Origin of the sequence: Pseudomonas sp. I2 (genome assembly GCF_040984075.1) — a bacterium.
GTDB classification, from domain to species: Bacteria; Pseudomonadota; Gammaproteobacteria; order Pseudomonadales; family Pseudomonadaceae; genus Aquipseudomonas; species Aquipseudomonas guariconensis_B.
The window spans coordinates 89,968-114,839 of the sequence record NZ_JBCGFQ010000009.1; the positions used below are offsets into that span (position 1 = coordinate 89,968).

The 24,872-nt window shown below is 65.5% G+C and carries 22 protein-coding genes and 1 tRNA gene; 10 read left to right on the plus strand and 13 right to left on the minus strand.

The window, feature by feature from the left end:
- Positions 1-21: 21 nt before the first annotated feature.
- Positions 22-822 (minus strand): MOSC domain-containing protein, encoded by an 801-nt coding sequence (locus WCE05_RS06805; RefSeq protein ID WP_368815647.1) that lies wholly within the window; start codon positions 820-822, stop codon positions 22-24.
- A 123-nt stretch (positions 823-945) separates the two neighbouring features.
- On the minus strand, positions 946-1,881 hold the full coding sequence (locus WCE05_RS06810) for a chemotaxis protein CheV (protein WP_225786931.1): 936 nt from the start codon (positions 1,879-1,881) through the stop codon (positions 946-948).
- A gap of 324 nt (positions 1,882-2,205) precedes the next feature.
- Between WCE05_RS06810 and WCE05_RS06815 the strand changes: the two genes are divergently transcribed.
- From WCE05_RS06815 to WCE05_RS06825, 3 genes are all read left to right on the plus strand, one after another.
- A complete protein-coding gene (locus WCE05_RS06815; RefSeq protein ID WP_225786932.1) occupies positions 2,206-2,724 on the plus strand; it encodes a histidine kinase in 519 nt (172 codons plus the stop codon).
- 343 nt (positions 2,725-3,067) lie between these two features.
- A complete protein-coding gene (locus WCE05_RS06820; protein WP_253100469.1) occupies positions 3,068-3,964 on the plus strand; it encodes a sensor histidine kinase in 897 nt (298 codons plus the stop codon).
- Complete coding sequence (locus WCE05_RS06825) at positions 3,954-4,613, plus strand: response regulator (protein ID WP_368815648.1); 660 nt, start codon at positions 3,954-3,956, stop codon at positions 4,611-4,613. Before WCE05_RS06820 ends, WCE05_RS06825 begins: the two co-directional genes overlap by 11 nt.
- Here the strand turns inward: WCE05_RS06825 and yegS are convergent.
- Positions 4,597-5,484, minus strand: coding sequence for a lipid kinase YegS (gene yegS / locus WCE05_RS06830; protein WP_368815649.1), 888 nt, complete (start codon positions 5,482-5,484; stop codon positions 4,597-4,599). The genes WCE05_RS06825 and yegS overlap by 17 nt on opposite strands.
- Before the next feature lie 275 nt (positions 5,485-5,759).
- Between yegS and WCE05_RS06835 the strand changes: the two genes are divergently transcribed.
- Entirely contained in the window at positions 5,760-7,214 is a 1,455-nt protein-coding gene (locus WCE05_RS06835; protein ID WP_253100475.1) for a mannose-1-phosphate guanylyltransferase/mannose-6-phosphate isomerase, read from the plus strand.
- Between the two features lie 63 nt (positions 7,215-7,277).
- Positions 7,278-8,525, plus strand: coding sequence for a glycosyltransferase family 4 protein (locus WCE05_RS06840; RefSeq protein WP_225786937.1), 1,248 nt, complete (start codon positions 7,278-7,280; stop codon positions 8,523-8,525).
- Here WCE05_RS06840 and glp read toward each other — a convergent pair.
- Both glp and moaB read right to left on the minus strand, forming a co-directional pair.
- Complete coding sequence (gene glp, locus WCE05_RS06845) at positions 8,514-9,719, minus strand: gephyrin-like molybdotransferase Glp (protein WP_253080518.1); 1,206 nt, start codon at positions 9,717-9,719, stop codon at positions 8,514-8,516. The genes WCE05_RS06840 and glp overlap by 12 nt on opposite strands.
- 4 nt (positions 9,720-9,723) lie before the next feature.
- Positions 9,724-10,263 carry a molybdenum cofactor biosynthesis protein B gene (gene moaB / locus WCE05_RS06850; RefSeq protein ID WP_225786938.1) on the minus strand — a complete coding sequence of 180 codons (540 nt, stop codon included), beginning with the start codon at positions 10,261-10,263 and terminating at the stop codon, positions 9,724-9,726.
- Between the two features lie 295 nt (positions 10,264-10,558).
- On the opposite strand from moaB, the gene WCE05_RS06855 reads away from it, so the two are divergent.
- Both WCE05_RS06855 and WCE05_RS06860 read left to right on the plus strand, forming a co-directional pair.
- Positions 10,559-10,780, plus strand: a complete 222-nt coding sequence (locus WCE05_RS06855; RefSeq protein ID WP_110971301.1) for a YgdI/YgdR family lipoprotein — start codon at positions 10,559-10,561, stop codon at positions 10,778-10,780.
- A gap of 82 nt (positions 10,781-10,862) precedes the next feature.
- Positions 10,863-10,939: transfer RNA gene (locus WCE05_RS06860), tRNA-Pro, on the plus strand.
- A 179-nt stretch (positions 10,940-11,118) separates the two neighbouring features.
- Here the strand turns inward: WCE05_RS06860 and mqo are convergent.
- Together mqo and WCE05_RS06870 are read right to left on the minus strand one after the other, a co-directional pair.
- The gene (gene mqo / locus WCE05_RS06865; RefSeq protein WP_225786939.1) at positions 11,119-12,702 is read right to left on the minus strand and encodes a malate dehydrogenase (quinone); all 1,584 of its coding nucleotides are present in this window, start codon (positions 12,700-12,702) and stop codon (positions 11,119-11,121) included.
- A gap of 437 nt (positions 12,703-13,139) precedes the next feature.
- Entirely contained in the window at positions 13,140-14,903 is a 1,764-nt protein-coding gene (locus tag WCE05_RS06870) for an ABC transporter transmembrane domain-containing protein (protein WP_225786940.1), read from the minus strand.
- Positions 14,904-15,170: 267 nt separating this feature from the next.
- Between WCE05_RS06870 and WCE05_RS06875 the strand changes: the two genes are divergently transcribed.
- The gene (locus tag WCE05_RS06875) at positions 15,171-15,344 is read left to right on the plus strand and encodes a PA1571 family protein (RefSeq protein WP_225786941.1); all 174 of its coding nucleotides are present in this window, start codon (positions 15,171-15,173) and stop codon (positions 15,342-15,344) included.
- Positions 15,345-15,432: 88 nt separating this feature from the next.
- Here WCE05_RS06875 and pdxB read toward each other — a convergent pair whose 3' ends face one another.
- The 3 genes from pdxB to rlmM form a co-directional block, all read right to left on the minus strand.
- Complete coding sequence (pdxB, locus tag WCE05_RS06880) at positions 15,433-16,575, minus strand: 4-phosphoerythronate dehydrogenase PdxB (RefSeq protein WP_253080500.1); 1,143 nt, start codon at positions 16,573-16,575, stop codon at positions 15,433-15,435.
- A gap of 59 nt (positions 16,576-16,634) precedes the next feature.
- A complete protein-coding gene (tusA, locus tag WCE05_RS06885; protein ID WP_225786943.1) occupies positions 16,635-16,877 on the minus strand; it encodes a sulfurtransferase TusA in 243 nt (80 codons plus the stop codon).
- Positions 16,878-16,976: 99 nt separating this feature from the next.
- Complete coding sequence (rlmM, locus tag WCE05_RS06890) at positions 16,977-18,041, minus strand: 23S rRNA (cytidine(2498)-2'-O)-methyltransferase RlmM (RefSeq protein WP_225786944.1); 1,065 nt, start codon at positions 18,039-18,041, stop codon at positions 16,977-16,979.
- Positions 18,042-18,360: 319 nt separating this feature from the next.
- Here rlmM and acnA point away from each other — a divergent pair, with 319 nt between their 5' ends.
- Together acnA and WCE05_RS06900 are read left to right on the plus strand one after the other, a co-directional pair.
- Positions 18,361-21,102, plus strand: a complete 2,742-nt coding sequence (gene acnA / locus WCE05_RS06895) for an aconitate hydratase AcnA (RefSeq protein ID WP_225786945.1) — start codon at positions 18,361-18,363, stop codon at positions 21,100-21,102.
- A 303-nt stretch (positions 21,103-21,405) separates the two neighbouring features.
- A complete protein-coding gene (locus WCE05_RS06900) occupies positions 21,406-22,971 on the plus strand; it encodes a PAS domain-containing methyl-accepting chemotaxis protein (RefSeq protein WP_253080501.1) in 1,566 nt (521 codons plus the stop codon).
- Positions 22,972-23,069: 98 nt separating this feature from the next.
- On the opposite strand, the gene WCE05_RS06905 is transcribed toward WCE05_RS06900, so the two are convergent.
- The 3 genes from WCE05_RS06905 to WCE05_RS06915 all read right to left on the minus strand — a co-directional run bounded on the left by WCE05_RS06905 (position 23,070) and on the right by WCE05_RS06915 (position 24,816).
- Positions 23,070-23,954: a pseudouridine synthase gene (locus WCE05_RS06905; protein ID WP_225786947.1), complete on the minus strand. Its 885-nt coding sequence runs from the start codon at positions 23,952-23,954 to the stop codon at positions 23,070-23,072.
- A gap of 50 nt (positions 23,955-24,004) precedes the next feature.
- Positions 24,005-24,313 (minus strand): transcriptional regulator, encoded by a 309-nt coding sequence (locus WCE05_RS06910; RefSeq protein WP_253080502.1) that lies wholly within the window; start codon positions 24,311-24,313, stop codon positions 24,005-24,007.
- A 71-nt stretch (positions 24,314-24,384) separates the two neighbouring features.
- Complete coding sequence (locus tag WCE05_RS06915; RefSeq protein ID WP_368815650.1) at positions 24,385-24,816, minus strand: D-Ala-D-Ala carboxypeptidase family metallohydrolase; 432 nt, start codon at positions 24,814-24,816, stop codon at positions 24,385-24,387.
- Between the last annotated feature and the right edge of the window lie 56 nt (positions 24,817-24,872).

The following is a 24,872-nucleotide window of genomic DNA, read 5'->3' on the forward strand; positions in this document are numbered from 1 at the left end:
GTACAGGGCCGCTTCGCGGCCCTACTCGATCACCTCGACCTTCATCCCCACCTCGATCCGGCCACTGCCATCTGCCGCCAGGTTCTGCCCGAACAGCACATCCCCTTCCCGCTCGCGGAAGGTCTTCAGCGTGGCCAGCGGCTCGCGATCAGCACTGCGCTCGCCGGTATGCGGGTCGAGCGTGGTCAGGATGCAGCGCACGCTGGGCTTGAGCAGCCGAAACGTCATATCGCCGATGCGGATGCGCTTCCAGCCATCCTCGGCGAACGGTGCTGCCCCCTCGACCACCAGGTTCGGCCGAAACCGCAGCATCTCCATGGGCCGTCCGATGCGTCGATTCAGCTCATCCAGCGAACCCTGGCCGATCAACAACAAGGGAAAGCCATCCGGAAACGCCGCCCGGTCACTGTTGAGGCCATAGCCATTGGGCAAATAACGGGCCCGCTGCTCGGGGCAATGCACCAGGCGCACGGGCTTGCCGAGCAGCTCGCTCAGCCAGGCCGCGGCGGCATCGCCGGCATCCGGAACACGCAAGGTATCGCGCCAGATGGTCACGCCCCGCAGGGCCTCGTCGGCAGGTGGCACGGCCACTTCCAGCGGCGCCTGCCCTGCTGTCTCGAGCAGTAGCCTGCCTTCGCCATGGCTCGCCTTGAGCTGGCCCAACCGCGGCCAGGCACGCTGGGTGAGGAAGCGGCCATTCTCCGCCTCCACTACCATCCAGCGCCGGTCGCCCTGCAACCCCAACAGGTCAACCGGTGAATCTTGCAGGCCCTGGGCCTGCCCTGACTTCACCGGGTACCGATACAACGCACTCAAGAACATCCTGCCCGCCTTGCCCAGTCGAAAACATCAAGCTTATACCCGATGCAGGGGCCGCTACGCGCCCTCTTCGCGACACAAGGCCGTTCCCACAAGGTCCTGCGCAAGCCGTAGAGCGCAGCTCAGCTAGGCCATGACATGGTCCAGCATCAAGCGCTGCTGCACCACCTCCACCAGCCGGTCGGGCTGGAATTTGGAGAGGAAGTCGTCGCAGCCGACCTTCTTCACCATCGACTCGTTGAAGCTTCCCGACAGCGACGTGTGCAAGACCACGTACAGGCCACGCAGGCGGGCATCCCCGCGTATCTCGGTGGTCAGCCGGTAACCGTCCATTTCCGGCATTTCCGCATCGGTGAAGACCATCAGCAGCTTTTCGCAGACATCCTCCCCCGCATCGGCCCATCCCTTGAGCATGCGCAGGGCCTTCAGGCCATCGCTGGCCACGTGCAGCTTCATGCCGAGCTGGGACAAGGTGTCACGCAGTTGCGCCAGGGCCACGCTGGAATCGTCCACCAATAGCACCTCGCGCCCCCGGGCACGGGCCAGGACCGGGTCCTCGAGCTTGTCGCGGGAAACCTTGGTGCTGTAGGGCACGATCTCGGCCAGCACCTTCTCCACGTCGATCACCTCGACCAGCCGCTCATCGACCTTGGTGATCGCGGTGAGGTAATGCTGGCGCCCCGCGCTGGACGGGGGTGGCATGATAGCTTCCCAGTTCATGTTGACGATGCGCTCGACACCGCCCACCAGGAAAGCCTGCACCGAGCGGTTGTACTCGGTGACGATGATCGTGCTGTCGGGGCCTGGCTGCAGCGGGCGCATGCCGATCGCCTGGGACAGGTCGATCACCGGCAAGGTCTGCCCGCGCAGGTTGACCACGCCGCAGACGAAGGCATGGCGCTGTGGCATCAAGGTCAACTTGGGCAACTGCAGCACTTCCTGGACCTTGAACACGTTGATTGCGAACAACTGGCGACCCGCCAGCCGGAACATGAGGATTTCCAGGCGGTTCTCACCCACCAGTTGCGTTCGTTGGTCTACCGTGTCGAGAATGCCAGCCATTGGAAAACCTCCAGGCTTGAGTCAGGAAAGTGAATTCATCTGCCTTGTATCGGCGGGTTTCGATACGGCTTGACCCCTATCGGAAAATGCCGCCCGAGCAATTGATATCACTTTAACATCATGTTTTACTGCTGCCACGCACCTACAGCCCCTGTCGCCACCCATCAGGGAATCCCCTAGGCGCAATCGGGTGCAACCTGATGTTCCCGCCATCAGTTAGCCATTAATGTGACGCCATTCTCATTGCATGAACGGAGTCAGGCTTTTGCTAGCGATCGTTTTGGTGTCGCCACCCCCTGCTCCAGCCCCGCACGCTGGAGTTTCATGATGGATAGCGCACCCCTGAACAGCAGTGCCCTGCAGGATTTCCTGCTGGACGCCCAAGTCTTGTTGACCAAGTCCCAGGAGTGCCTGCAGCACCTGGAATTGATCGACAACGACCCTGATGCCTGCCACTGCCTGAACGATGCCCTAGCCACCCTCGCCCGGCGCGCCGACACCCTGGGCCTGCTCGAGGTGTCTCATTACACCGCCGGCCTGCAGCAGTTGCTCGCCCCCGCCTGCTGCCAGCAGCACCTGCCAGGCAACGCCCTGGCCGCCCTGCAGGGCTGCCTGACCCTGCTGGCCTGGCAACTGGAACTGGTCGATGTACGCACCGGCCGCCTGAACCTGGACCCTGCGGAACAGACCGAGCTGCTTGGCGAACTGGCCAGCGCCCTGGGCCAGCCACTCCCGCAATTGTGCGGGCCCTGCCAGGAGAGCGGCAACGCCTGCATCCACCCGCATCCACCGCACACCCTCCCCAACCAGGGGAATGCGTCGAGCCTCACGAAAGCCAACTAGGTACATGCACAACTTCAGCTTGGAACGTTGGCTTGGTGCAGACGAAACGAGCGGGGTGGCTCGGTGAGTTGTACCTGGAAGTAAAGCCGACCCACCCAGTAACAGCACATTGCCATCCAACTGGCCGCACGACCGCTCGTATCGGCCCGAAAACCCTGAGGTTTCAGTCAATTAGCCAGTCGCGACCAAATCAACCTGAAGTGATACCATGCGCACAACAAGTGCGCACGTCACAGGTATGGCTCGATTCGACGCACACTCGATGACTGACTGAAAGCAGGACGCCAAAGCCTCTGGCACATGCAAGGCCTCCAACAGCGATGATTCAGTGGCTTCCCAATCTATGCTCCCACGCTTGAAGATCCCCCAGCGTTGCCGCTCCTGCACTGCCCTGTTGCACTGGACGACCGCCGCCCTGTGCGTGGCATCGCTGGCTGCCAACCTGGTGCTGTGCCTGCGTGCGCAACCGCTGCCGCTCGGCCTGTTGCTGTTGCAACTGGCCGCCATGTTCGGGGTCGGTTGGCAACTGCGCCATGGGGCCCGGTCGATCAACCTGCGCCCGGCGGAACTGGCCGACCGCATGCTCAAGGTCCAGGAAAGCGAGCGCCAGCGGCTGAGCCGGGAACTGCATGACGACATAGGCCAGTTGCTCACCGCCGCCAAGCTCCAGGTCGATTGGTTGCAACGCCGCGCGCCCGACGAGTTGCAGACACAGTGCACCACCTTGCGTACGACCCTGGAGAACACCTTGGCCAACGTGCGCGATGTCTCGGCGATCCTCAATCCACGGCAACTGGCCAGCCTCGGCCTGGAAGCCAGCCTGCGCGCCCATCTGCTGCGCACCCTGGAAAACACCGACGTGCACTGGAGCCTGGAATGCCGGCAACGCCTGGGCGGTATCTGCGAAGCCGTGTCCATGGCCGCCTTTCGCATCACCCAGGAAGCGGTCACCAACATGCTGCGCCATGCCCATGCACGCAACCTGACGATCCGCCTGCAACGCACACCCGAGGGCCTCGCCCTGTCGATCCAGGACGACGGCTGCGGCTTCGTCCCCGCCGACGATCCGGCCAAGGCCGGCCAACGGGGCATGGCAGGTATGCTTGAGCGAGCGACGGCCCTGCAGGGCAGCCTGCAGGTGACCAGTCGACCTGGCCAGGGCACCCGTATCGACGCCCTGTTCCCATGGCCGCCACGCACCCGAGAACGTGCCAGGACCTCCGCTGCCCATGACCTGTAGATTGTTGCTGGTGGACGACCACTCGCTGATCCGCGCCGGGGTCCGCGCCCTGGTCGCCGACATTCCCGGCTACGCGGTGGTCGGCGAAGCCGATGATGGCAGCCAGTTGCTGGAGATGGTCCAACGCCTGGCGCCGGATATCGTCCTGCTGGACATTTCCATGCGCTCGACCGGTGGCCTGGACGCCCTCACCCAACTGCGGGCGAGCGGTTGCACCTGCAAGGTGCTGATCCTCTCCATGCATACCGACCCGGAGTTGATCATGCGCGCCCTGGAAAGCGGCGCCCACGGTTACCTGCTCAAGGACACCACGGCCACCGAACTGGAGCAGGCCTTGCTCGCCCTGTGCAACGGCGAGCGCTACCTCAGCCCGGCCATCGCCCACACGGTGATCAACCAGGCCCTGCTACGCGCCCAGACGGGCAGACAGCCTGCCAGCGACCGGCACAACCTGACCGCCCGCCAGTTGGAGATCCTGCGGCTGATCGTGCGCGGCAAATCGACCCGGGAGATCGCCAACGGCCTGGGCCTGTCGATCAAGACCGTGGAAACCCACCGCTCGCAGATCATGAAGCGCCTGCAGATCTACGACGTGGCGGGCCTGGTGCTGTTCGCCGTGCGCGAGAAGATCATCAGCCTGGACGACTGAGCAGCGGCGAATCGGCCGGCAGGTGCAGATGCAATGCCCCCGGGCAGGCCTCGAATCGCAGGCTGTCGGCCTGCAGCGGTTCACCGTCGAGGTTGATGTCCAGGCCCTGGGAGCTCTTGATTTCCACCCAGGGCAAGCGGGCACGGACGAACAATTCCTCCCCGGCGAGCAACTCACGCAAGGCCCCCACCATCTCCTGCGGTGCGGGCAGGATACCGATATCCAGCAGGCCGTCGTCGACCACCGCCTGCGGGCACAGCACGTGCCCGCCCCCGGCCTGGCGGCCATTGCCGATGCCCAGCGCCAGCAGGTCGCCCTGCCAGTGGAAGTCCGGTCCCTGCAGCTCCACCGAGGCCGCCTGCAGCTCGCTGAAACGCGACAGGCCGGTGAACAGATAGGCGGCCGCACCCAGCACCTTCTTCAAGTCCTCCGAGGTATTGGCCGTGACCTGGCTGCCGAAACCGCCCGTGGCCATGTTGAGGAACAGTTGCTCGCCGACCTTGCCCAGGTCGATGGCCCGGGCGGGTTGCTCCAGCAGGGCCAGGGCGGCATCCGGCTCCAGCGGTACCGCCGCGGCCTTGGCGAAATCATTGGCCGTGCCCAGCGGCAACAGCGCCAGGCTGGCCTGACCGCCGGCCAGGCCCATGGCCTCGGCCACATCACGCAAGGTGCCATCGCCGCCACCGGCCACGATATGGGGATAACCGGCCGCCAAGGCCTCATCGACCAGGCGCTGGGCATCGCCCGCCTCCCAGGTCAAGCGCACGTCCAGTGTCCAGCCCCGTTCCCGCAAGCTGCCCACGGCGCTGCGCACCTCCTCGTTCATGGCTTGCTTGCCATGCAGGATCAACATCGCCTTGCGCTCGTGCATCGCGCTACTCCCTGAAGAAAGTCCACTCCGATCTCGACCATCGCCCGAGGCAGATTGCTGCATGCCAAGGGCGATTGCGTCAGAAGATAGCCGGTTTCACATAAATAACATTGAAAGCTGAAAGCAGCGGGTGCATCATTCGACAAATATTTGGCCTTCACGGATGATGCCGACAGAAAAAGTCATTTTATTGACTTTTCTCCCCGCCAGACGCCTGACAGGTCGAGATTTCCTTTGGTCGCGCTGCCCGCAGCGCCCTGATTCGAGGCTGTGAAATGAGCGTTCTGATTCCCTGCATCATCGCTGGCGGCGCCGGCACCCGTCTCTGGCCAGTGTCCCGCGAGGCCATGCCCAAGCCCTTCATGCGCCTGCCCGATGGCCAGAGCCTGCTGCAGAAGACCTTCGCCCGCGCCAGCGCCCTGCCAGGCGTGGAGCGGGTGGTGACGGTGACCAACCGCGATGTCTTCTTCCGCACCCAGGACGAGTACCAGCAGGTCAACCCGTTCAACGCAGCCCTGGACTTCATCCTCGAACCCTGCGGGCGCAACACAGCTCCTGCCATCGCCGCCGCCGCGCTGCACTGTGCCCGTCTGTATGGCGACGACTGCCTGCTGCTGGTCATGCCAGCCGACCATTTGATCCAGGACCTGGATGCCTTCGAGCAGGCCGTCGCCCAGGCCGCCCAACTGGCCCACGCCGGTTGGCTGTCCACCTTCGGCCTGCTGCCGACCCGAGCCGAGACCGGTTTTGGCTACATCGAGCAAGGCCAGGCACTGGGCGAGCTCGGCTACCAGGTCGCACGCTTCGTGGAGAAACCCGACGCCACCACTGCCCAGGCCTACCTCGACGGCGGCCGCCACCTGTGGAATGCCGGCATGTTCTGCCTGCGCGTGGACACCCTGCTGGACGAGCTGCAGGCCCATGCGCCGCAGGTACTGGCCAGCGTGACCGAGTGCCTGGAGCAGAGCGAGACCAAGCAGGGTGACCGCACCCTGCAGGTGGAACTGGAGCCGGCCACCTTCGCCAAGGCCCCGGACATCTCCATCGACTTCGCCCTGATGGAGCATTCCCGCCAGGTCGCCGTGGTGCCGTGCGAGCTGGGCTGGAGCGACATCGGCTGCTGGGAGGCGGTACGCGAACTCAGGCCCACCGACCGTCATGGCAACCATTGCAACGGCGAAGCCGTGCTGCACGACGTGCACAACTGCTACATCGATGCGCCGCGCCGGCTGGTCGGGGCCGTCGGCCTGGACAACCTGATCGTCATCGACACCCCCGACGCCCTGCTGATCGCCGATGCCGCGCGCAGCCAGGAGGTCAGGGTGATCGCCCAGCAGCTCAAGCGCCAAGGCCACGATGCCTATCGCCTGCACCGCACCGTCACCCGCCCCTGGGGCACCTACACCGTGCTCGAGGAAGGGCCACGCTTCAAGATCAAGCGCATCATGGTGCGCCCGGGCGAATCGCTGTCCCTGCAGATGCACCATCATCGCAGCGAGCACTGGATCGTGGTCAGCGGCATGGCCTGCGTGACCAACGGCGATGAAGAGTTCCTGCTCGACACCAACGAGTCCACCTTCATCAAGCCAGGCCGCACCCACCGCCTGACCAACCCCGGCGTCATCGACCTGGTGATGATCGAGGTGCAAAGCGGCGAGTACCTGGGCGAAGACGACATCGTGCGCTTTACTGATATCTATGGACGCGCCCCGGCAGCCGCCCTCGGTTGACTGCCCCCAGGGCGCGTTCTGTCTTTCAGGGCCGCCAGGCGGCCCATAGCGAGGAACGGGGCCATGCGCATACTCTGGACACTGCCCTACCTGCCCTGGCCCACCACCAGCGGCAGCAAGACCCGGCAATACCACCTGCTGCGCGAACTGGCGCGGCACGGGCACCGGATCACCTTGCTGGTGCAGTCGAAGGTACCGCTCGGCGATGCCGCCCGCGAGGCCCTGGAGCCCCTGGTCGAGCGCCTGGTCGTGCTCCCCAGGCGGCCACTGCACAGCCCGCTCAACCTGCTGGCCTCGCCGATCATCGACTACCCCATGCGGGCCATCATCCATGGCCTGGCGCCGTGCCTGCGACACCGCTTCGAGCAACTGCTGGACGAGCCCTGGGACGTGATCCAGATCGAACACAGCTACAGCTTCCAGCCCTTCGAGAAAGCCCTGCAGGCCCGTGGCCTGCCCTACATGCTCAGTGAGCACACCCTCGAATCGGTGATGGGCGTCGCCTGCCACGACCGATTGCCGCTGTGGCTACGGCCGCTCAATGCCTTCGACCGCTGGCGCTATCGGCGCTGGGAACAGCGGGTACTGCGCCAGCCCAGCGAGGTAGTGGCAGTCAGCGCCCATGATGCCGAATTGATCAGCCAGATCAGCGGGCGCCGGGTGAACGTGGTGGTCAATGGCGTCGATTGCGACTACTACCAGGCGGTGTGCCCGGCCTTTCACAGCCAGCGCCTGCTGTTCGTCGGTAACTTCGAGTATGGCGCCAACCTGGAAGCCATCGAATGGGCGCTGGAGGAGATCCTGCCCCAGGTATGGATGAGCAACCCGGCAGTACGCCTGGCCATTGCCGGGCATGCCCTGCCGCCCAGCTGGAAACTGCACTGGAACGATCCGCGCATCGAATGGATCGGCTATCGCCCCGACCTGCGCGAGCTACAACGACGTTCGGCGCTGTTCTTCGCGCCGCTGCGCTACGCCGGTGGCTCGAAGGTGAAGATCCTCGAGGCGATGGCCGCCGGGCTGCCGGTGATCACCACCCACAAGGGCGCGTCCGGCCTTGCGGTCAACAACGGCGAGCACTACCTGGGCAGTGACGAGGGTGGTCAGCTCGCCCTGCTGATCACCCAACTGCTCAACCAGCCCTGGCGCATGTGCCAGTTGGGCGAGGCCGGCCGCCAGTTCGCCCGCCAACGCCACGACTGGAGCGTCGCGGCCCAGCAACTGGAGAACGTGCACATGCGCCTGCGCCAGTTGGCACCGGCGCAGGCCGCGTCCCTGGGCGACGTGTTGCTCGGCCGCTCAGCCAAGTAGCTCGCTGAAGGGAATGAACGACACGCTGTCGCCCTGGCGCGGCGTGGTGCCTTCGCGCACTTCCACCAGCCCCTCGGCCCAGGCCGCGCTGCGCAGCACGCCAGAGCTCTGGTTCTTGTAGATGCGCACCTGGCCTTGCTCGATCCGCGCCCGCAGGTATTCGCGGCGCGTGCCTGGGCGGGGCCAGTCGAATCCTGCCGGCATGTCGAAACGCAGTGGCGCGACCTGGGTCACGCCCTGGCGGCGCAACAGGTAGGGCCGGGTCAACAAGCCGAAGGTCACCAGGGTCGACGCCGGGTTGCCCGGCAGGCCGATGACCGGCACGCCACGAAAATGCCCGAACGTCAGCGGCTTGCCCGGCTTGATCGCCAGCTTCCAGAGGGCCAGTTCACCAGCTTCGCGCAAGGCCATTCCCAGGTAGTCGGCCTCGCCCACCGAAACGCCGCCCGTGGACAGGATCAGGTCGACATCGCCCAGCCCGGCCAGGCATTCGCGGGTTCGTTGCAGGTCGTCGGCGAGGATGCCCACATCCACCACCTCGCAGCCCAGGCGCTGCAACCAGCTGGCCAGCAGGCGGCGATTGCTGTTGTAGATCTGCCCCGGCCCCAACGGCAGGCCGGGCTCGACCAGCTCGTCCCCGGTGGACAGCACGGCCACCCGCACCCTGCGTACCACCTCGAGCCTGGCATGACCCAGGGTCGCGGCCAGGCCCAGCTCGATCGGCCCCAGGCGCGTACCCGTGGCCATCACTTGCTCGCCCACCCGGGTTTCCTGGCCCTGCGGGCGAACGTTCTGGCCGACCTGCAACGGCTCGAGCAAGCGTACCCGGCCATCCTCGAGGACCTCGACGTTTTCCTGCATCTCGACGCAGTCGGCGCCTTCGGGCAGTGGCGCGCCGGTGAAGATCCGGGCGCAGGTGCCCGGCTGCAGCGGCGCGGGTGCGTGGCCGGCGAAGATACGCTGGCTCACCGCCAGAGGCTCGCCCTGCCAGTCGGCCAGGCGCAGGGCATAGCCATCCATGGCACTGTTCGGCCATGGCGGCAGGTCGAGGCTGGCCACCAGGTCACGGGCCAGCACCCGGCCCTCGGCGTCAGCCAGGGCCACGTCCTCGGTGTCACGGATCGGCGCGGCCTCGGCCAGCGCCAGCAGCCGCTCCAGGGCTTCTTCCACCGGCATCAGCGGCCGGGCCTGCATACCCTCAACCACGGCTGTCACAGGCCGCTGCCTGCTTCAGGTGGGGGACGAAGTTGCAGGGCCGGTGACGGGCATCGAGCTGTTCGGCGAGGATGCCATCCCAGCCGGTACGCACGGCATTGGTCGAGCCCGGCAGGCAGCACACCAGGGTACCGTTGGCCAGGCCTGCCAGGGCACGGGACTGCACGGTGGAGGTGCCGATGTCGGCCACGGAGATCTGCCGGAACAGCTCGCCGAAGCCCTCGACCTGCTTGTCCAGCAGGCAGGCCACGGCTTCCGGCGTGCTGTCGCGGCCGGTGAAGCCGGTACCGCCGGTGATCAGCACTACCTGCACCTGGTCATCGGCGATCCAGGTGGCGACCTGGGCGCGGATCTTGTACAGATCATCCTTGAGCAGTACCCGCGCGGCCAATCGGTGGCCGGCGGCGGTGAGCCGGTCGACGAACAACTGGCCGGAAGTATCGGTTTCGAAAGTACGGGTGTCGCTGACCGTCAGCACGGCGATGTTCAGCGGCACGAAGGGGGTATCTGCCTTGGCTTTCATGGAGATCCGTCGCAGCGGTGGGTGATGGCGGTTGTTATATCACAGGGTGGGCCGTCGCAGGCTGCGCTGCGTGGCTATGCAGGGGGCAACTGGGATTTGTCAGCCCATCGCCGACAAGCCAGCTCCCAGGGGCCGCGCCGTTCTTGAGATTCGGGGGGCAAGCGCGCCCCAGGACGACAGGCTATTGTTCTCCATCAATGCCCCACCTTTGCCGCTATGCTGCACTTTGCAAGGAACTTGCGCAGACACCTTGCGTCTTAACTGGCATCAAGCACCATTGCACTGGAGAAACACGATGATCCAACGGACCCTTCCCGCTTTCCTGCTCGCCCTGGGCCTGGGCGCCCTCGCCGGCTGCGCATCGCCAACCGTCATTACCCTGAACGACGGCCGCGAGATCCAGGCAGTGGACACCCCTTCCTATGACGAAGACTCCGGCTTCTACGAATTCGAACAGCTCGACGGCAAGCGTACCCGCGTCAACAAAGACCAGATCCGGACCGTCAAAGAGCTGTGATTTCGCCTCCCCTTTTTGGCAAAGCTCCTTTTTGCAACAAGGGGTTGCGTTCGAAAAGGGTATGCAGTAGGATTTCGGTCATCGGAGTGTAGCGCAGCCAGGTAGCGCGTCTCGTTCGGGACGAGAAGGCCGCAGGTTCGAATCCTGTCTCTCCGACCAAATTCCTCGAAACTGCAAGAAGCCCGCCTTGAGCGGGCTTTTTGTTGTGCCTGGAAAAAGGCTCTTTTACTGCGGCCATTGGGGGCCGCTTCGCGCCCCATCGCCGGCTTGCCGACGATGGGCTGCAAAGCAGCCCCATGGCGTGAGCAACAGCATTGCCCCGCGGTGCATGCTTCAATTTACTGCACCGCAGCCACTTCCTCCGGCAGCACCGGAACGTGCAGCAGTTGCAGGCGCGAATGGCTCCACTCACGCGTCTTGTTGGTCAGCTCGAGGTCGTTGTTCAGCTTCTGGCCATACGTCGGCACGATCTCCTTCAGCCTGGCCTGCCATTCCGGGGTCTTGATGCGGTCCTTGAAGGTCTTCTCCAGCACCGTCAGCATGATCGGCGCAGCCGTCGAAGCGCCTGGCGAAGCGCCCAGCAGCGCGGCGATGGTGCCGTCCTGGGAGGCCACCACCTCGGTGCCGAACTGCAGGATGCCGCCGTGCTCAGGGTCCTTCTTGATCACCTGCACGCGCTGGCCGGCCTGCAGCAGTTTCCAGTCCTGGTTCTGGGCGTTGGGGAAATACTCGCGCAGGGCATCCATGCGGTCGTCGAAGCTGAGCATCAGTTGGCCCATCAGGTAGGTGCTCAGGTCGAAGTTGTCGATGCCGGCATTGATCATCGGGCTGATGTTATGGGTGGTCAGCGAGGCGAACATGTCCAGCAGCGAGCCGTTCTTCAGGTACTTGGTCGAGAAGGTCGCGAATGGGCCGAACAGCAGCACTTCCTTGCCGTCGATGACACGGGTATCCAGGTGCGGGACCGACATGGGCGGTGCGCCGACCGAAGCCTTGCCGTACAGCTTGGCCTTGTGGCGGGCGACAATGTCGGGGTTGTCGGTCATCAGGAACTGGCCACCGACTGGGAAACCGGCGTAGCCCTCGGCTTCAGGGATACCGGACTTCTGCAGCAGCTTCAGCGCGCCGCCACCGGCGCCGATGAACACGAACTTGGCCTTGACGCGGGCTTCCTTGCCACCCTTGGCAAGGTCCGCTACCACCACGTTCCAGCTGCCGTCATCATTGCGCACGATGTCACGCACTTCGTGACGCAGGTGCAGCTTGACGTTCGGGTTGCGGGCCATGGAAGCGAACAACTGGCGGGTGATCTCGCCGAAGTTGACGTCGGTACCAATGGCCATGCGGGTCGCGGCGACCTTTTGCTCGGGCGAACGGCCCTCCATCACGATCGGCACCCACTTGCGAATCTGCTCGTGGTCCTCGGAGATCTCCATGCCACGGAACAGCGAACTGTGCCGCAGGGCCTCGACACGCTTGTGCAGGAACGCGACGTTCTCGTCACCCCAGACGAAGCTCATGTGCGGCACATTGTTGATGAACGACTTCGGGTTGCTCAGCACACCCTGCTCGACCTGGTAGGCCCAGAACTGCTTGGAGACCTCGAACTGCTCGTTGACGTTGACCGCCTTGCTGATGTCGATCTTGCCGTCCTTGCCTTCGCTGGTGTAGTTCAGCTCGCAGAAGGCGGAGTGACCGGTGCCGGCGTTGTTCCAGGCATTGGAGCTTTCCTCGGCGACCTGGTCCATGCGTTCGTAGACGTCGACCGTCCAGTTCGGCTCCAGCTCGGTGAGGTAGGTCCCCAGGCTCGCGCTCATGATACCGCCGCCGATCAGCAGGACATCGACGGACTTTTCCGGCTCGCCGGGCTTGGAACAGCCGATGACGCTCAGGCACAGGAGCGTCAGCAGGATTTTTTTCATAGCTCAATCCAATTGAAGTGAAGTGGTTGGCATCTCGTTGCCCCCGGTGTGCACGCCCGGTTGTTGTTCTCGCCCGCACGACCGGCACTCGAGGCGAGTGGCGTCTTGCGGCAGTTGGCCAGCAAGATCGCAGGGTCGGCGAATGGGGTTTCGATGGTTCGGGGCACGATCGCCTCGGGCACTAAGCCCAGCCCGCGCCAAAGCACAAGCCGTGCCAGCTCCACCAAGACCAATGGCTAATAGCTGAGGCGCATGGTCGCACCCGAAGATTGGCAGTTTTGCTGGCGACAATCCGCCACCTGCAGCGGGCGTTTGTCCAGCAAATGGCGGATTTCCCCCATTCAAGCTCCAAGCTTCAAGCTGATCGGCGCAGGGTGTCATGCCTGAGCGCCGCCCGCTCTTACTTACAGCTTGCGGCGTGAAGCTTGCCCCACTCTTCACGCCGAACTGAACTGCAGGGCAGCCAACCTTGCATAGAGCGGGCTTTCCTCGATCAATTGACGATGGTTGCCGATCGCCGCCAAGCGGCCCTTGTCGATCACCGCGATGCGGTCGGCATGCTGCACCGTGGCCAGGCGGTGGGCGATCACCAGCGTGGTCCGGCCCGCCATAAGGCCGGGCAATGCCTGCTGGACCAGGTGCTCGCTCTGGGCATCGAGGGCGCTGGTGGCCTCGTCGAGTAGCAGGATCGGCGCATCCACCAGCAGCGCGCGGGCGATCGCCAGGCGCTGGCGCTGGCCGCCGGACAAGCCGATGCCACCCTCCCCCAGCAGGGTCTGGTACCCCTGGGGCAATTGCTGGATGAACTCATGGGCATGGGCGCTGCGCGCCGCTGCCTCGACCTGCGCCAGGCTGGCCTCGGGCCGGCCATAACGGATGTTGGCCTCCACCGTGCCACGCAGCAACGCCGGGTTCTGCGCCACCAGGGCGAACTGCCGACGCAGCTCGTCCGGGGCCAGCTCGGCGATCGCCTGGCCGTCGAGCAGGATGCGCCCCTGCTGGGGGTCGTAGAAGCGCAGCAACAGGTCGAACAGGGTCGACTTGCCCGCACCGGAAGGCCCCACCAGCGCCACGGTCTGCCCAGGCTCGATGGTCAGGCTCAGGCCATCGATGGCCGCGACCGTCGGCCGCGACGGATAGGCAAAATGGATATCCTGCAGCTCGATACGCCCCTTGGCCCGCCCGCTCGGCAGCACGGCAGGCTCGACGGGGGCCAGGATGGCGCTGCGCGCCGCCAGCAGCTCGGCGATGCGCTCGGCGGCGCCGGCCGCTCGTTGCAACTCGCCGATCACCTCGCTGAGGGTGCCGAAGGCACTGCCGACGATCAGGCTGTAGAACACGAAGGCCGCCAGTTCGCCACCGGAGATGCGCCCGGCGATGACATCCATGCCGCCGACCCAGAGCATCACCCCCACCGCACCGAGCACCAGCACGATCACCAGGGTGATCAGCCATGCGCGCTGGGCAATGCGCCGTCGCGCCACGGCGAACGCCGCTTCCACGGTGCCGGCGAACAGCTCGCGGTCCCGCGCCTGATGGTTGTAGGCCTGCACCGTCTTGATCTGCCCCAGGGCCTCGGCCACGTGGCTGCCCACGTCGGCAACCCGGTCCTGGCTCTGCCGCGACAGGCTGCGCACTCGCCGACCGAACAGCAGGATCGGCGCCAACACCAAGGGCAGCGCCAGCACCACGATGCTGGTGAGCTTGGGGTTGGTGACGAACAACAGCACCACCCCGCCGACCACCATCAAAGCGTTGCGCAGGAACATCGACAGTGACGAGCCGATCACCGATTGCAGCAAGGTGGTGTCGGCGGTCAGCCGCGACTGGATCTCCGAGCTGCGGTTGTCCTCGAAGAACCCCGGGTGCAGGCCGACCAGGTGATCGAATACCGCCTTGCGGATATCCGCCACGCAGCGTTCGCCGATCCACGACACCAGGTAGAAGCGGCTGAAGGTCCCTACCGCCAGGGCCAGCACCAGCAGCAGGAACAAGCCGATGGCCTGGTTGAGCTGGTGTGGGGAGCGGGTCATGAACCCCTGGTCCACCAGCAGGCGGATGCCCTGTCCCATCGACAGGGTGATGGCGGCGGTCACGACCAGTGCCAGCAAGGCCAGCGCTACCTGCCTGCGGTACGGACGGATGAACCGCCAGCCCAGGCGCAGGGCGCGGCGCTGGCGGGAGGAAACCGGCTCGGGCATGAAGGTGTCCATTCACAGCTAGGGGGCAGCAGACTACCACTCATCCGCTCACGGGGAACCGTGGCCAGCCTCCCGGTATCGCAATGAGGACCACAGCGCAGCGGCGAGGCGATGGCCAAGGTTGCTATACCCTTTCGTTCTAACGTGCCTCTGGAGCTTTGCCGCGCTTTCTGTTGGACTGTCCCTGTCGTGACGCCCAGGGAGCTGTCACAGGCTAGTCACGGCAAGTGGTTTACCCTGAGCTTGAACCTGATGAGGAGACAGGAAATGAGCTTGCAGCATAGCAGCGATACGCCCAAGACCACGAACCAACCGCAATCCCAGGTCTGCGGCTCGATCATCGACGCCCAGGGCCGTGAAATCCCGATCACCGAGCAGATGATCCAGAAGGCCTGCAAGGACCTGGAAAAGAGCCGGGAAGAACCCGTGCGCAAGGCCTGAAGGCAACGAATCCCTTACAACCCGGCGCTTGCGCCGGGTTTTTGCTTTTCAGGGGCACCATCGTGGGGCTGCGTCGCAGCCCATCCCCCTAGACCAGCACGCCCCCCAAGGCACTGACCACCTGCGCCAACTGTGGCGCATCGCCGTTCAGGTGCACCTTCAGCCCCTCGATCTCGCGCCGCTGCGGGTAATGCTTGCGCAGCAGGTCGAAGGCCGCGCGCTGCTCGGCCGGAACATCACTGAGGCTGCGGCGAAAATCGGCGTCGTCGCGCCGAGGGTCGTACACCGCCCGGCACAGGGTCGCCAAGGCCCAGGCCGGATCCGCGTCGGCATCCAGGTCGAGCCGCGCCAGAGCCGGCGCCGGCAGCAGGTCGGCCAACTGCACCTGCTCCGGCTCACCCCGCCAGCGGCAGAACGCCTGGTAGATCTGCGCCGTGCCACGCTGCTTGCCATCCAGGCTGTAACCGGCGATATGCGGGGTAGCCAGGGTACACAGGTCGGCCAGGACCAGGTCCACCTGGGGTTCGCCCTCCCAGACATCCAGCACCGCATGCACGTCTTCGCGCTCCAGCAGCAACTCGCGCAGGGCCTGGTTGTCCACCACCGGACCGCGGCTGGCATTGATCAACCAGGCCCCCGCACGCAGGCGCGCCAGTTGCCCCGCGCCCAGCAGGTGCCAGGTGGGGTGTGCGCCCTCGCGCTGCAACGGCGTATGCAGGCTGATCGCATCGCACTGTTCGAGGATCGTCTCGAGGCTGACGAAATCGCCACCCTCACGGGCCTGGCGCAACGGGTCGCAGACCAGCACCTTCCAGCCCAGGCCGTGCAGCACCCGCACCAGGCGCTCCCCGACCTGCCCCGCACCAACCACGCCGTAGACCCGCTTGGCCAGGTCCACGCCATCCAGCTCCGCCAGGGTCAGCAGGCTGCCCAGCACGTAGTCCACCACCCCCCGGGCGTTGCAGCCCGGGGCGCTGCTCCAGTGGATACCGGCTTCGGCGAAGTAGTCCAGGTCCAGGTGGTCGGTGCCGATGGTGCAAGTGCCGACGAAACGCACCTGGCTGCCCGCGAGCAGTTGCCGGTCGACCTGGGTTACCGAGCGCACCAGCAATACATCGGCGTCCTTGACGCAGGCCGCGTCGATGCTGCGTCCGGGGTAACGGCGAATCTCGCCGAAACCGGCAAAGAAGGCATCGAGCAGCGGGATATTCTCGTCGGCAACTATCAGCATGGCGCTCTCCTGTCAGGGGCACGCAGTGTAGGCGCTATGCCAGGCACGATCCAGCGGGCTCAATCGGCCTTCTTGCGGATCCAGTACAGGTAGGTGCCGGCCTGTTCCTCTTGCTCGAGCAGCTCATGGCCGAGGAAGTTGCAGAACTTGGGGATGTCGCGGCGGGTCGAGGGGTCGGTGGCGATGACCTTGAGCAGGCCGCCGGCCGCCAGGTCACGGACGTGCTGGTGCAGCATCATCACCGGCTCCGGGCAGTTCAGGCCGGTGGCGTCGAGGATGGCGTCAGGGGTGAATTCGGTCATGGGGTGCTCCACAAATGATGGGGGCATTGTCGCGCATCGGGCCGCGCGCTCCAAGCGCCCGGGCACATTCGCCCGGGCAGCGGCCGCCAGCCAGCCGCCTCAGCGTGGCTTGAGGTCCAGCCGGCGCAGGTGGCAGGTGACCTCCTCGCGGTCGTGGTACAGCTGCTTGCAGGCGATCGACACCTTGACCTTGCGTGCCTTGAAGCCGGCCTCGATACGTTCGAGCAGGCGGCGTACCTCGGCATAGCGCTGCTTCATCGGCAACTTGAGGTTGACCACCGCCTCGCGGCACAACCCCTCGCCCAGCCAGGTCTCGATCAGCGCTGCGGTGCGCGCAGGCTTCTCGACGATGTCGCAGACCATCCAGTCCACCGTCTGCTTCGGCTGCCAGGTGAAACCGTCGGCCATCAGGTGCTGGACCAGGCCAGTGTCCATCAGGCTCTCGGCCATCGGGCCGTTGTCGATGGCCGTTACCAGCATGCCGCGCCGAACCAACTGGTAGGTCCAGCCACCGGGCGAGGCCCCCAGGTCGACACCGGTCATGTCGTCGTTCAGGCGCTGCTCCCATTGCTCGCGCGGGATGAACTGGTGCCAGGCCTCCTCCAGCTTGAGGGTCGAGCGGCTGGGCGCCTCGCGGGGGAACTTCAGGCGCGGAATGCCCATGGGCCAGAGCGCCGAATTGTTCGCCTCGGCCAGGCCGACGAACACCCGCCGGCCACTGATGAAGGTCAGCAGCAGGCGCGGTCGCCCGGCGCCCTCGACCAGGCGGCCAGCCTTTTCCAGGGCCTTGCGCAGCGGCACCTCGAACTTGCGGCAAAAGGTCGAGAGCGCCTTGCCCTCGTTGCTGTCAAGCACCTCCAGCCACAGGCTGCCGTACACCGGATGCTCGGCCAGGTGCTCGAGCAGCACGCCGATGCGCTCGCTCTCGGGCAACTCGACGAACTCGCCCCGGGCCCACTGGCGCGGAAAGATCAACTGCTCGAAGCGCAGTTCACGCATCAGGCGCGCGGCGCCGTCCGGCTCGGTGCAGACGAACTCGGCACAGGCGCTCTGCGGCTTGCCCCGGGCATAGCCCGCGACACCCAGGCGGGCGGCGTGTTCGCTGATCTCGGCGCAAACCTCGCCCTCGAAGCCGGGCCGGCAATGCATGAACAGGATATTCATCTCTCACTCCACGTCGCTGGCGTGCACCGCCAGCCTTGATCCGGCGCAAGGCAGGCGCCGGCAGGGCGGCGATGATAAAGGAAGATCGGAACCGGCGACATGCCCCACCGGTCCAGAACAAGGTCAGGTCCGGCAATTCGGTCTACCCTGACCATTCAGCCAGGTCCGTGCCGTGCGGACCACCACAGAGCGGTGACACCGGTATCCCGTGGTCTGTGTGGCGGGTTCGCGCATTCGATTTCAGCGCCAGGACTTGAGTACGCGAATCAACCGCACGCACCACCGAAGGTACCGGGCACCGGCGCAGAAGGAGTTGGCAATGCCCTCGCTCGATAGCCTGAAGACCCTCAAGACCCTTACGGCGGCCGGCCGTACCTACCATTATTTCAGCCTCGCCGAAGCCGCCCGCCAACTCGGCGACCTCGAGCGCCTGCCCATGTCGCTCAAGGTGCTGCTGGAGAACCTGCTGCGCTGGGAGGACGGCAAGACCGTCACCGGCGACGACCTGCGCGCCCTGGCCCAGTGGCTCGGCGAGCGTCGCTCTGATCGCGAGATCCAGTACCGCCCGGCGCGGGTGCTGATGCAGGACTTCACCGGGGTGCCCGCAGTGGTCGACCTGGCCGCCATGCGCGCCGCCATGGCCAAGGCCGGTGGCGACCCGCAGCGGATCAACCCATTGTCGCCGGTGGACCTGGTGATCGACCACTCGGTGATGGTCGATCGCTACGCGAGCCCCCAGGCCTTCGCCCAGAACGTCGACATCGAGATGCAGCGCAATGGCGAGCGCTACGCCTTCCTGCGCTGGGGCCAGAGCGCCTTCGACAACTTCCGCGTGGTGCCGCCAGGCACCGGCATCTGCCACCAGGTCAACCTGGAATACCTGGGCCGCACGGTGTGGACCGGTGAGGAAGACGGCCGCACCTATGCCTTCCCCGACACCTTGGTCGGCACCGACTCGCACACCACCATGATCAATGGCCTCGGCGTGCTCGGCTGGGGCGTGGGCGGCATCGAGGCGGAGGCGGCCATGCTCGGCCAGCCGGTATCGATGCTGATCCCCGAGGTGATCGGCTTCAAGCTGACCGGCAAGCTGCGCGAAGGCATCACCGCCACCGACCTGGTGCTGACGGTCACGCAGATGCTGCGCAAGAAAGGCGTGGTGGGCAAGTTCGTCGAGTTCTACGGCGATGGCCTGGCCGACCTGCCCCTGGCCGACCGCGCCACCATTGCCAACATGGCACCGGAATACGGTGCCACCTGCGGTTTCTTCCCGGTCGACCAGGTGACCCTCGACTACCTGCGCTTGTCGGGCCGGGCCGAGGAGACGGTGCAACTGGTCGAGGCCTACTGCAAGGCGCAGGGCCTCTGGCGCCTGCCAGGCCAGGAGCCGCTGTTCAGCGACACCCTGGCGCTGGACATGCACGACGTCGAGGCCAGCCTGGCCGGGCCCAAGCGCCCGCAGGACCGGGTCGCCCTGTCCCAGGTGCGCCAGGCCTTCGACGGCTTCATCGAACTGCAACCCAGGCCCTTGGCCAAGGAAGTCAGCCGGCTGGAAAGCGAAGGTGGCGGCGGCGTGGCGGTAGGCAATGCCGACCAGGCCGGCGAGGTCGACTACACCCATGACGGCCAGACCCACACCCTGCGCGACGGCGCCGTGGTGATCGCCGCCATCACCTCCTGTACCAATACCTCCAACCCCAGCGTGATGATGGCGGCCGGCCTGGTGGCGAAGAAAGCCCTGGAAAAGGGCCTCAAGCGCAAGCCCTGGGTGAAGAGCTCGCTGGCGCCAGGCTCCAAGGTGGTCACCGACTACTTCAAGGCCGCCGGCCTCACGCCCTACCTCGACCAGCTCGGTTTCGACCTGGTCGGCTATGGCTGCACCACCTGCATCGGCAACTCCGGCCCGCTGGACGAAGCCATCGAGAAAGCCATCGGCAGCGCCGACCTGACCGTCGCCTCGGTGCTCTCGGGCAACCGCAACTTCGAAGGCCGCGTGCACCCGTTGGTCAAGACCAACTGGCTGGCCTCGCCGCCCTTGGTGGTGGCCTATGCCCTGGCCGGCAGCGTGCGCCTGGACCTGACCTGCGATCCCTTGGGGACCGGTACCGATGGCCAGCCGGTCTACCTGCGCGACATCTGGCCCAGCCAGCAGGAAATCGCCGATGCCGTGGCCAAGGTCGATACCGCCATGTTCCACAAGGAATACGCCGAGGTCTTCGCTGGCGATGCCCAATGGCAGGCCATCGAAGTGCCGCAGGCGGCCACCTATGTGTGGCAGGACGATTCCACCTACATCCAGCACCCGCCGTTCTTCGACGACATCGCCGGCCCCTTGCCGCAGATCGACGATATCCAGGGGGCCCGCATCCTCGCCCTGCTCGGCGATTCGGTGACCACCGACCACATCTCCCCGGCTGGCAACATCAAGGCCGACAGCCCTGCCGGCCGCTACCTGCGCAGCCAGGGCGTGGAGCCACGCGACTTCAACTCCTACGGCTCGCGCCGCGGCAACCACCAAGTGATGATGCGCGGCACCTTCGCCAACATCCGCATCCGCAACGAGATGCTCGGTGGCGAGGAAGGCGGCAACACCCTGCACGTGCCCAGTGGCGAGAAGCTGTCGATCTACGACGCGGCCATGCGCTACCAGGACGAAGGCACACCGCTGGTGGTGATCGCCGGCCAGGAGTACGGCACCGGCTCCAGCCGTGACTGGGCGGCCAAAGGTACCAACCTGCTGGGGGTCAAGGCAGTGCTGGCCGAGAGCTTCGAGCGTATCCACCGCTCCAACCTGGTGGGCATGGGCGTGCTGGCGCTGCAGTTCAAGGCCGGGGAAAGCCGCAAGACCCTGGGCCTGACCGGCAAGGAGCGCATCGATGTGCTGGGGCTGTCCGGCGCGCAGCTACGCCCAGGCATGAGCCTGCCGCTGCGCATCACCCGCGAGGATGGCCAGCAGCAACAGATCGAGGTGCTATGCCGGATCGATACCCTCAATGAAGTGGAGTACTTCAAGGCCGGAGGGATCCTGCACTATGTGCTGCGCCAGCTGATTGCGGCCTGAAGCACGGAGGCACTTGCAGGAGCGGCCTTGCCGGGGCGCCTGACCGCTCCTGCAAGGCCAACGGCAACCTTCCCCTCCCCCATTCGCCGCTAGCCCTTCTCCGAACAATCAGTCATGATCGGACCAAGCCGTCATAAATCGTTAAAAAAACGCAAACCTGACGGCAACTTACGTGAAATCGCCAGATCCTTTAACCCAGGCGCGCCCTGTGCTCATTGAGCCAGGTCAAGCGAATTTAAGTATCCATTCAATAAAATCACCGGCTTGCCGATACCTGTCGAAAGCCTTGCGGATTGACTGCCCATGCGTAACAACCAGCCGATTACCCAGAGAGAACGGACCTTCCCTGCCCAACAACGGTTGATCTCCACCACCAATGCCAAGGGTGTGATCACCTATTGCAATGATGCCTTCATCGACATCAGCGGTTTCTCCCGCGAGGAACTGACGGGCGCGCCCCATAACCTGGTCCGCCATCCCGACGTGCCCCCGGCGGTTTTCGCCCACATGTGGCAGACCCTCAAGCAGGGCTTGCCGTGGATGGGCATCGTCAAGAACCGCTGCAAGTCGGGCGATCACTACTGGGTCAACGCCTATGTCACGCCGATCTTCGACAACAACCAGGTGATCGGCTACGAGTCGGTGCGAATCAAGCCCACCGCCGAGCAGATCCGCCGCGCCGAGGCACTGTACCAGCGCATCAACCAAGGCAAGCCGGCAGTACCACGGCGTGACAAGTGGCTGCCGGTGCTGCAGGACTGGCTGCCGTTCATCCTGGTCAGCCAGGTCGGTTTCCTGATCGGCAACTGGCTCGGCCACTCCTGGGGCTTCGCCTTGGCCGCGGGCCTGTCGGTACCGCTCGGCCTGCTCGGCCTGACCTGGCAGCAACGCGGCCTCAAGCGCCTGCTGCGCCTGGCCGAACAGACCACCTCCGACCCGCTGATCGCGCAGATGTACACCGACAGCCGTGGCGTGCAGGCCCGTCTGGAAATGGCCATGCTCAGCCAAGACGCGCGCCTGAAGACCTGCCTGACTCGCCTGCAGGACAGCGCCGAGCACCTCAGCGACCAGGCGCGCCAGTCCGATGCCCTGGCCCACCAGAGTTCCACGGGCCTGGAACGCCAGCGAGTGGAAACCGAGCAGGTCGCTGCCGCGGTCAACCAGATGGCAGCCACCACCCAGGAAGTGGCCAATCACGTCCAGCGCACCGCCGATGCCACCCAGGAAGCCAACCGCCTGACCAGCCAGGGCCGGCACATCGCTGGGGAGACCCGCGAGGCCATCGAGCGCCTGTCGGCAGCCGTCGGCGAAACCGGCCAGACCGTCACTCAGCTGGCCAAGGACAGCGACGAGATCGGTGGCGTGGTGGATGTGATCAAGGGGATCGCCGACCAGACCAACCTGCTGGCCCTCAACGCCGCCATCGAGGCGGCGCGCGCCGGTGAGATGGGCCGAGGCTTCGCCGTGGTCGCCGACGAGGTACGCCAACTGGCCCAGCGCACCGCCGAGTCCACCGGGCAGATCCACAACCTGATCGCCAAGCTGCAGCAGACCGCCAACAACGCCGTACAGACCATGGAAAACGGCCACCGCCAGGCCCAGGAAGGCGTGGAGCGGGTCATGGAAGCCGACCAGGCGCTGGCGGGCATCAGCGAAGCGGTGGCCAACATCACCGACATGGCCACCCAGATCGCCGCGGCGACCGAGGAGCAGACCGCGGTGGCCGACGAGATCAGCCGCAACATCAGCACCATCGCCGACCTGGCCGACCAGACCGCCGAACAGGCCCAGCGCTCGGCACTGCTCAGCGAAGAGCTGACCAGCACGGCGGGCAGCCAGTATTCCCTGGTGGAGCGCTTCAACCGCTGAGGCGCTGGCCTTTATCGCCGGTCGTTGTCACCTGGGGCTGCAAAGCAGCCCCAATGTCACTCAGTCAAAGGGTGCTTTGCAGCCCTTGGCTCCCCTCCTCACCACTCCAGCGACAGGCGACTCTCGAAGCAGCGCACCTCCCCTGTCAGTGGATCCTCGAACCGCAACCCTTGCGCCAGCAGCTTCAGTGGCCGCTGGTAGTCATCCTGCACCTCGCACAGCGCCGGGTAGAACGGGTCGTTGCAGATCGCCGCGCCCAGCGCCGCCATATGTACCCGCAACTGGTGCGTCTTGCCAGTCACCGGCGAGAGGCCGTAGCGCCACAGCTCGCCATTCTTCTCCAGGACCTCGGCCAGGGTTTCGCTGTTGGGCTGCCCCGCCACTTCCTGCATTCGAAAAAAGGGCTCGCCATGCACCAGGCGGCTACGGTGCACCAGGGGAAACTCACGCTCGGGCAGCGCCGCGGCGATCGCCTGGTAGCGCTTGTCGATGCGCCGTTCGGGAAACAGCCGCTGGTAGGCACTGCGGCTGTGTGGGTTGGCGGAAAACAGCACGAGCCCGGCGGTATGCCGGTCGATACGGTGCAGCGGCACCAGGTGCGGGTTGCCCAAGCGACGGATCAGGCGACGCAGCAAGGTCTGCTCGACATACTCACCGGTCGGGGTGACCGGCAGGAAATGCGGTTTGTCGGCCACCACCAGATGCTCGTCCACATGCAGGATCGTTTCCTGCACCGGGATCGGCTTCTCGTTGGGCACCTCGCGAAAGTAGTGCAGGCGCATGCCCTGGCGATAGGGCATGTCCACCGGAATCGCCTGCCCTGCGGCATCCAGCACGCGCCCACGAGCAAAACGGTCGAGCCACTGCTCGCGGCTGATGCCCTTGAAACGATCGCACAGGCAGTCGAGTACCGTCGCCCAGCGACCTGGTGGCAGGCAGACCGTACTGGCTTGCTGGTGGGCGGGGTCGAAAGGCGCGGTCATGGCAGGGCTCGCAAACTCAAGGGCGGGCATTATCCTCCATGCCCGCCAGCTCAACCAGCCCGGGCCGCCGTCTCGCTGCGTGCCTTCAGCCAGCGCAAGACCTGCACCGCATCCCAGCGCCCCGGATCGTAGAGGGCATAGACCAAACCCTGGTACCCCACCACATCCAGCTGACGATGGTAACCGGCACGCTGGAACAGCGCCTCGATCTCGGCGAAGCAGGTGTTGAAATGGACCTTGCCGAACGGCGTCCGGTCATCCGTCACCAGACCTTCGAGGCGCAGCTCCAGTACGGCGTCGCAGACCCGCTCGGGGGACATGCGGTTGACGCTGTACTTCAGTTGCTCGACGTTGAGCATTGATTCACCCTGATACTGTATTTATATACAGCATACGGACGTGACCGGTATGCCGTCAATTGGCCTGGGCTTCAGCGGATCCCGGCGAGGTAGCCCGTGCCCCGGCGAATGGTCAACACCTGGCGACGCGGCGCGCCACGCGATACGGCCAGGTGCACCCAGCCGTCGAACTCGAGGATCAGCTGGTCGAACACCACGTCGCTGTCACGGATACGCAGGGCCAACTCGCGGGGCGCGAGGTCGAACACGGTGAAGTCAGCGGCCAGGCCACTGAGGTGGGCGCTATTGGATGCCCCACCCACGCGCCGGTTGACGGCCGGGCTGCGGTAGCCACTGCTGACGATGATGGGGGCGCCGCACAGCGCGCGCACCTGTTCGAGTGTCCGGCACAGCAGGCCCAGGTTGGCCAGGGCCTGCGCGGGGGGCGCATTGTCCAGCCCTTCGCGCGCGGCGATTTGCGAAACGGTCATTTCCTCGAGGGTGAAGTGGGGGGTGATGAGCATCGCAGAGCTACTCCAGGACGATTGAAGGGGCCGACCTGTCTCGGTCGGCCTCGCAT

Coding starts and splice junctions, on each gene's coding strand:
- WCE05_RS06915 (WP_368815650.1), bottom strand. CDS start 24,816: ATGCTCATCACCCCCCACTTCACCCTCGAGGAAATGACCGTTTCGCAA.
- WCE05_RS06905 (WP_225786947.1), bottom strand. CDS start 23,954: ATGACCGCGCCTTTCGACCCCGCCCACCAGCAAGCCAGTACGGTCTGC.
- WCE05_RS06875 (WP_225786941.1), top strand. CDS start 15,171: ATGAGCTTGCAGCATAGCAGCGATACGCCCAAGACCACGAACCAACCG.
- mqo (WP_225786939.1), bottom strand. CDS start 12,702: ATGAAAAAAATCCTGCTGACGCTCCTGTGCCTGAGCGTCATCGGCTGT.
- yegS (WP_368815649.1), bottom strand. CDS start 5,484: ATGCACGAGCGCAAGGCGATGTTGATCCTGCATGGCAAGCAAGCCATG.
- WCE05_RS06805 (WP_368815647.1), bottom strand. CDS start 822: ATGTTCTTGAGTGCGTTGTATCGGTACCCGGTGAAGTCAGGGCAGGCC.
- WCE05_RS06835 (WP_253100475.1), top strand. CDS start 5,760: ATGAGCGTTCTGATTCCCTGCATCATCGCTGGCGGCGCCGGCACCCGT.
- rlmM (WP_225786944.1), bottom strand. CDS start 18,041: ATGAATATCCTGTTCATGCATTGCCGGCCCGGCTTCGAGGGCGAGGTT.
- WCE05_RS06820 (WP_253100469.1), top strand. CDS start 3,068: ATGCTCCCACGCTTGAAGATCCCCCAGCGTTGCCGCTCCTGCACTGCC.
- WCE05_RS06900 (WP_253080501.1), top strand. CDS start 21,406: ATGCGTAACAACCAGCCGATTACCCAGAGAGAACGGACCTTCCCTGCC.
- WCE05_RS06870 (WP_225786940.1), bottom strand. CDS start 14,903: ATGCCCGAGCCGGTTTCCTCCCGCCAGCGCCGCGCCCTGCGCCTGGGC.
- WCE05_RS06910 (WP_253080502.1), bottom strand. CDS start 24,313: ATGCTCAACGTCGAGCAACTGAAGTACAGCGTCAACCGCATGTCCCCC.
- WCE05_RS06825 (WP_368815648.1), top strand. CDS start 3,954: ATGACCTGTAGATTGTTGCTGGTGGACGACCACTCGCTGATCCGCGCC.
- WCE05_RS06810 (WP_225786931.1), bottom strand. CDS start 1,881: ATGGCTGGCATTCTCGACACGGTAGACCAACGAACGCAACTGGTGGGT.
- WCE05_RS06815 (WP_225786932.1), top strand. CDS start 2,206: ATGATGGATAGCGCACCCCTGAACAGCAGTGCCCTGCAGGATTTCCTG.
- WCE05_RS06855 (WP_110971301.1), top strand. CDS start 10,559: ATGATCCAACGGACCCTTCCCGCTTTCCTGCTCGCCCTGGGCCTGGGC.
- tusA (WP_225786943.1), bottom strand. CDS start 16,877: ATGACCGAATTCACCCCTGACGCCATCCTCGACGCCACCGGCCTGAAC.
- acnA (WP_225786945.1), top strand. CDS start 18,361: ATGCCCTCGCTCGATAGCCTGAAGACCCTCAAGACCCTTACGGCGGCC.
- WCE05_RS06840 (WP_225786937.1), top strand. CDS start 7,278: ATGCGCATACTCTGGACACTGCCCTACCTGCCCTGGCCCACCACCAGC.
- pdxB (WP_253080500.1), bottom strand. CDS start 16,575: ATGCTGATAGTTGCCGACGAGAATATCCCGCTGCTCGATGCCTTCTTT.
- glp (WP_253080518.1), bottom strand. CDS start 9,719: ATGCAGGCCCGGCCGCTGATGCCGGTGGAAGAAGCCCTGGAGCGGCTG.
- moaB (WP_225786938.1), bottom strand. CDS start 10,263: ATGAAAGCCAAGGCAGATACCCCCTTCGTGCCGCTGAACATCGCCGTG.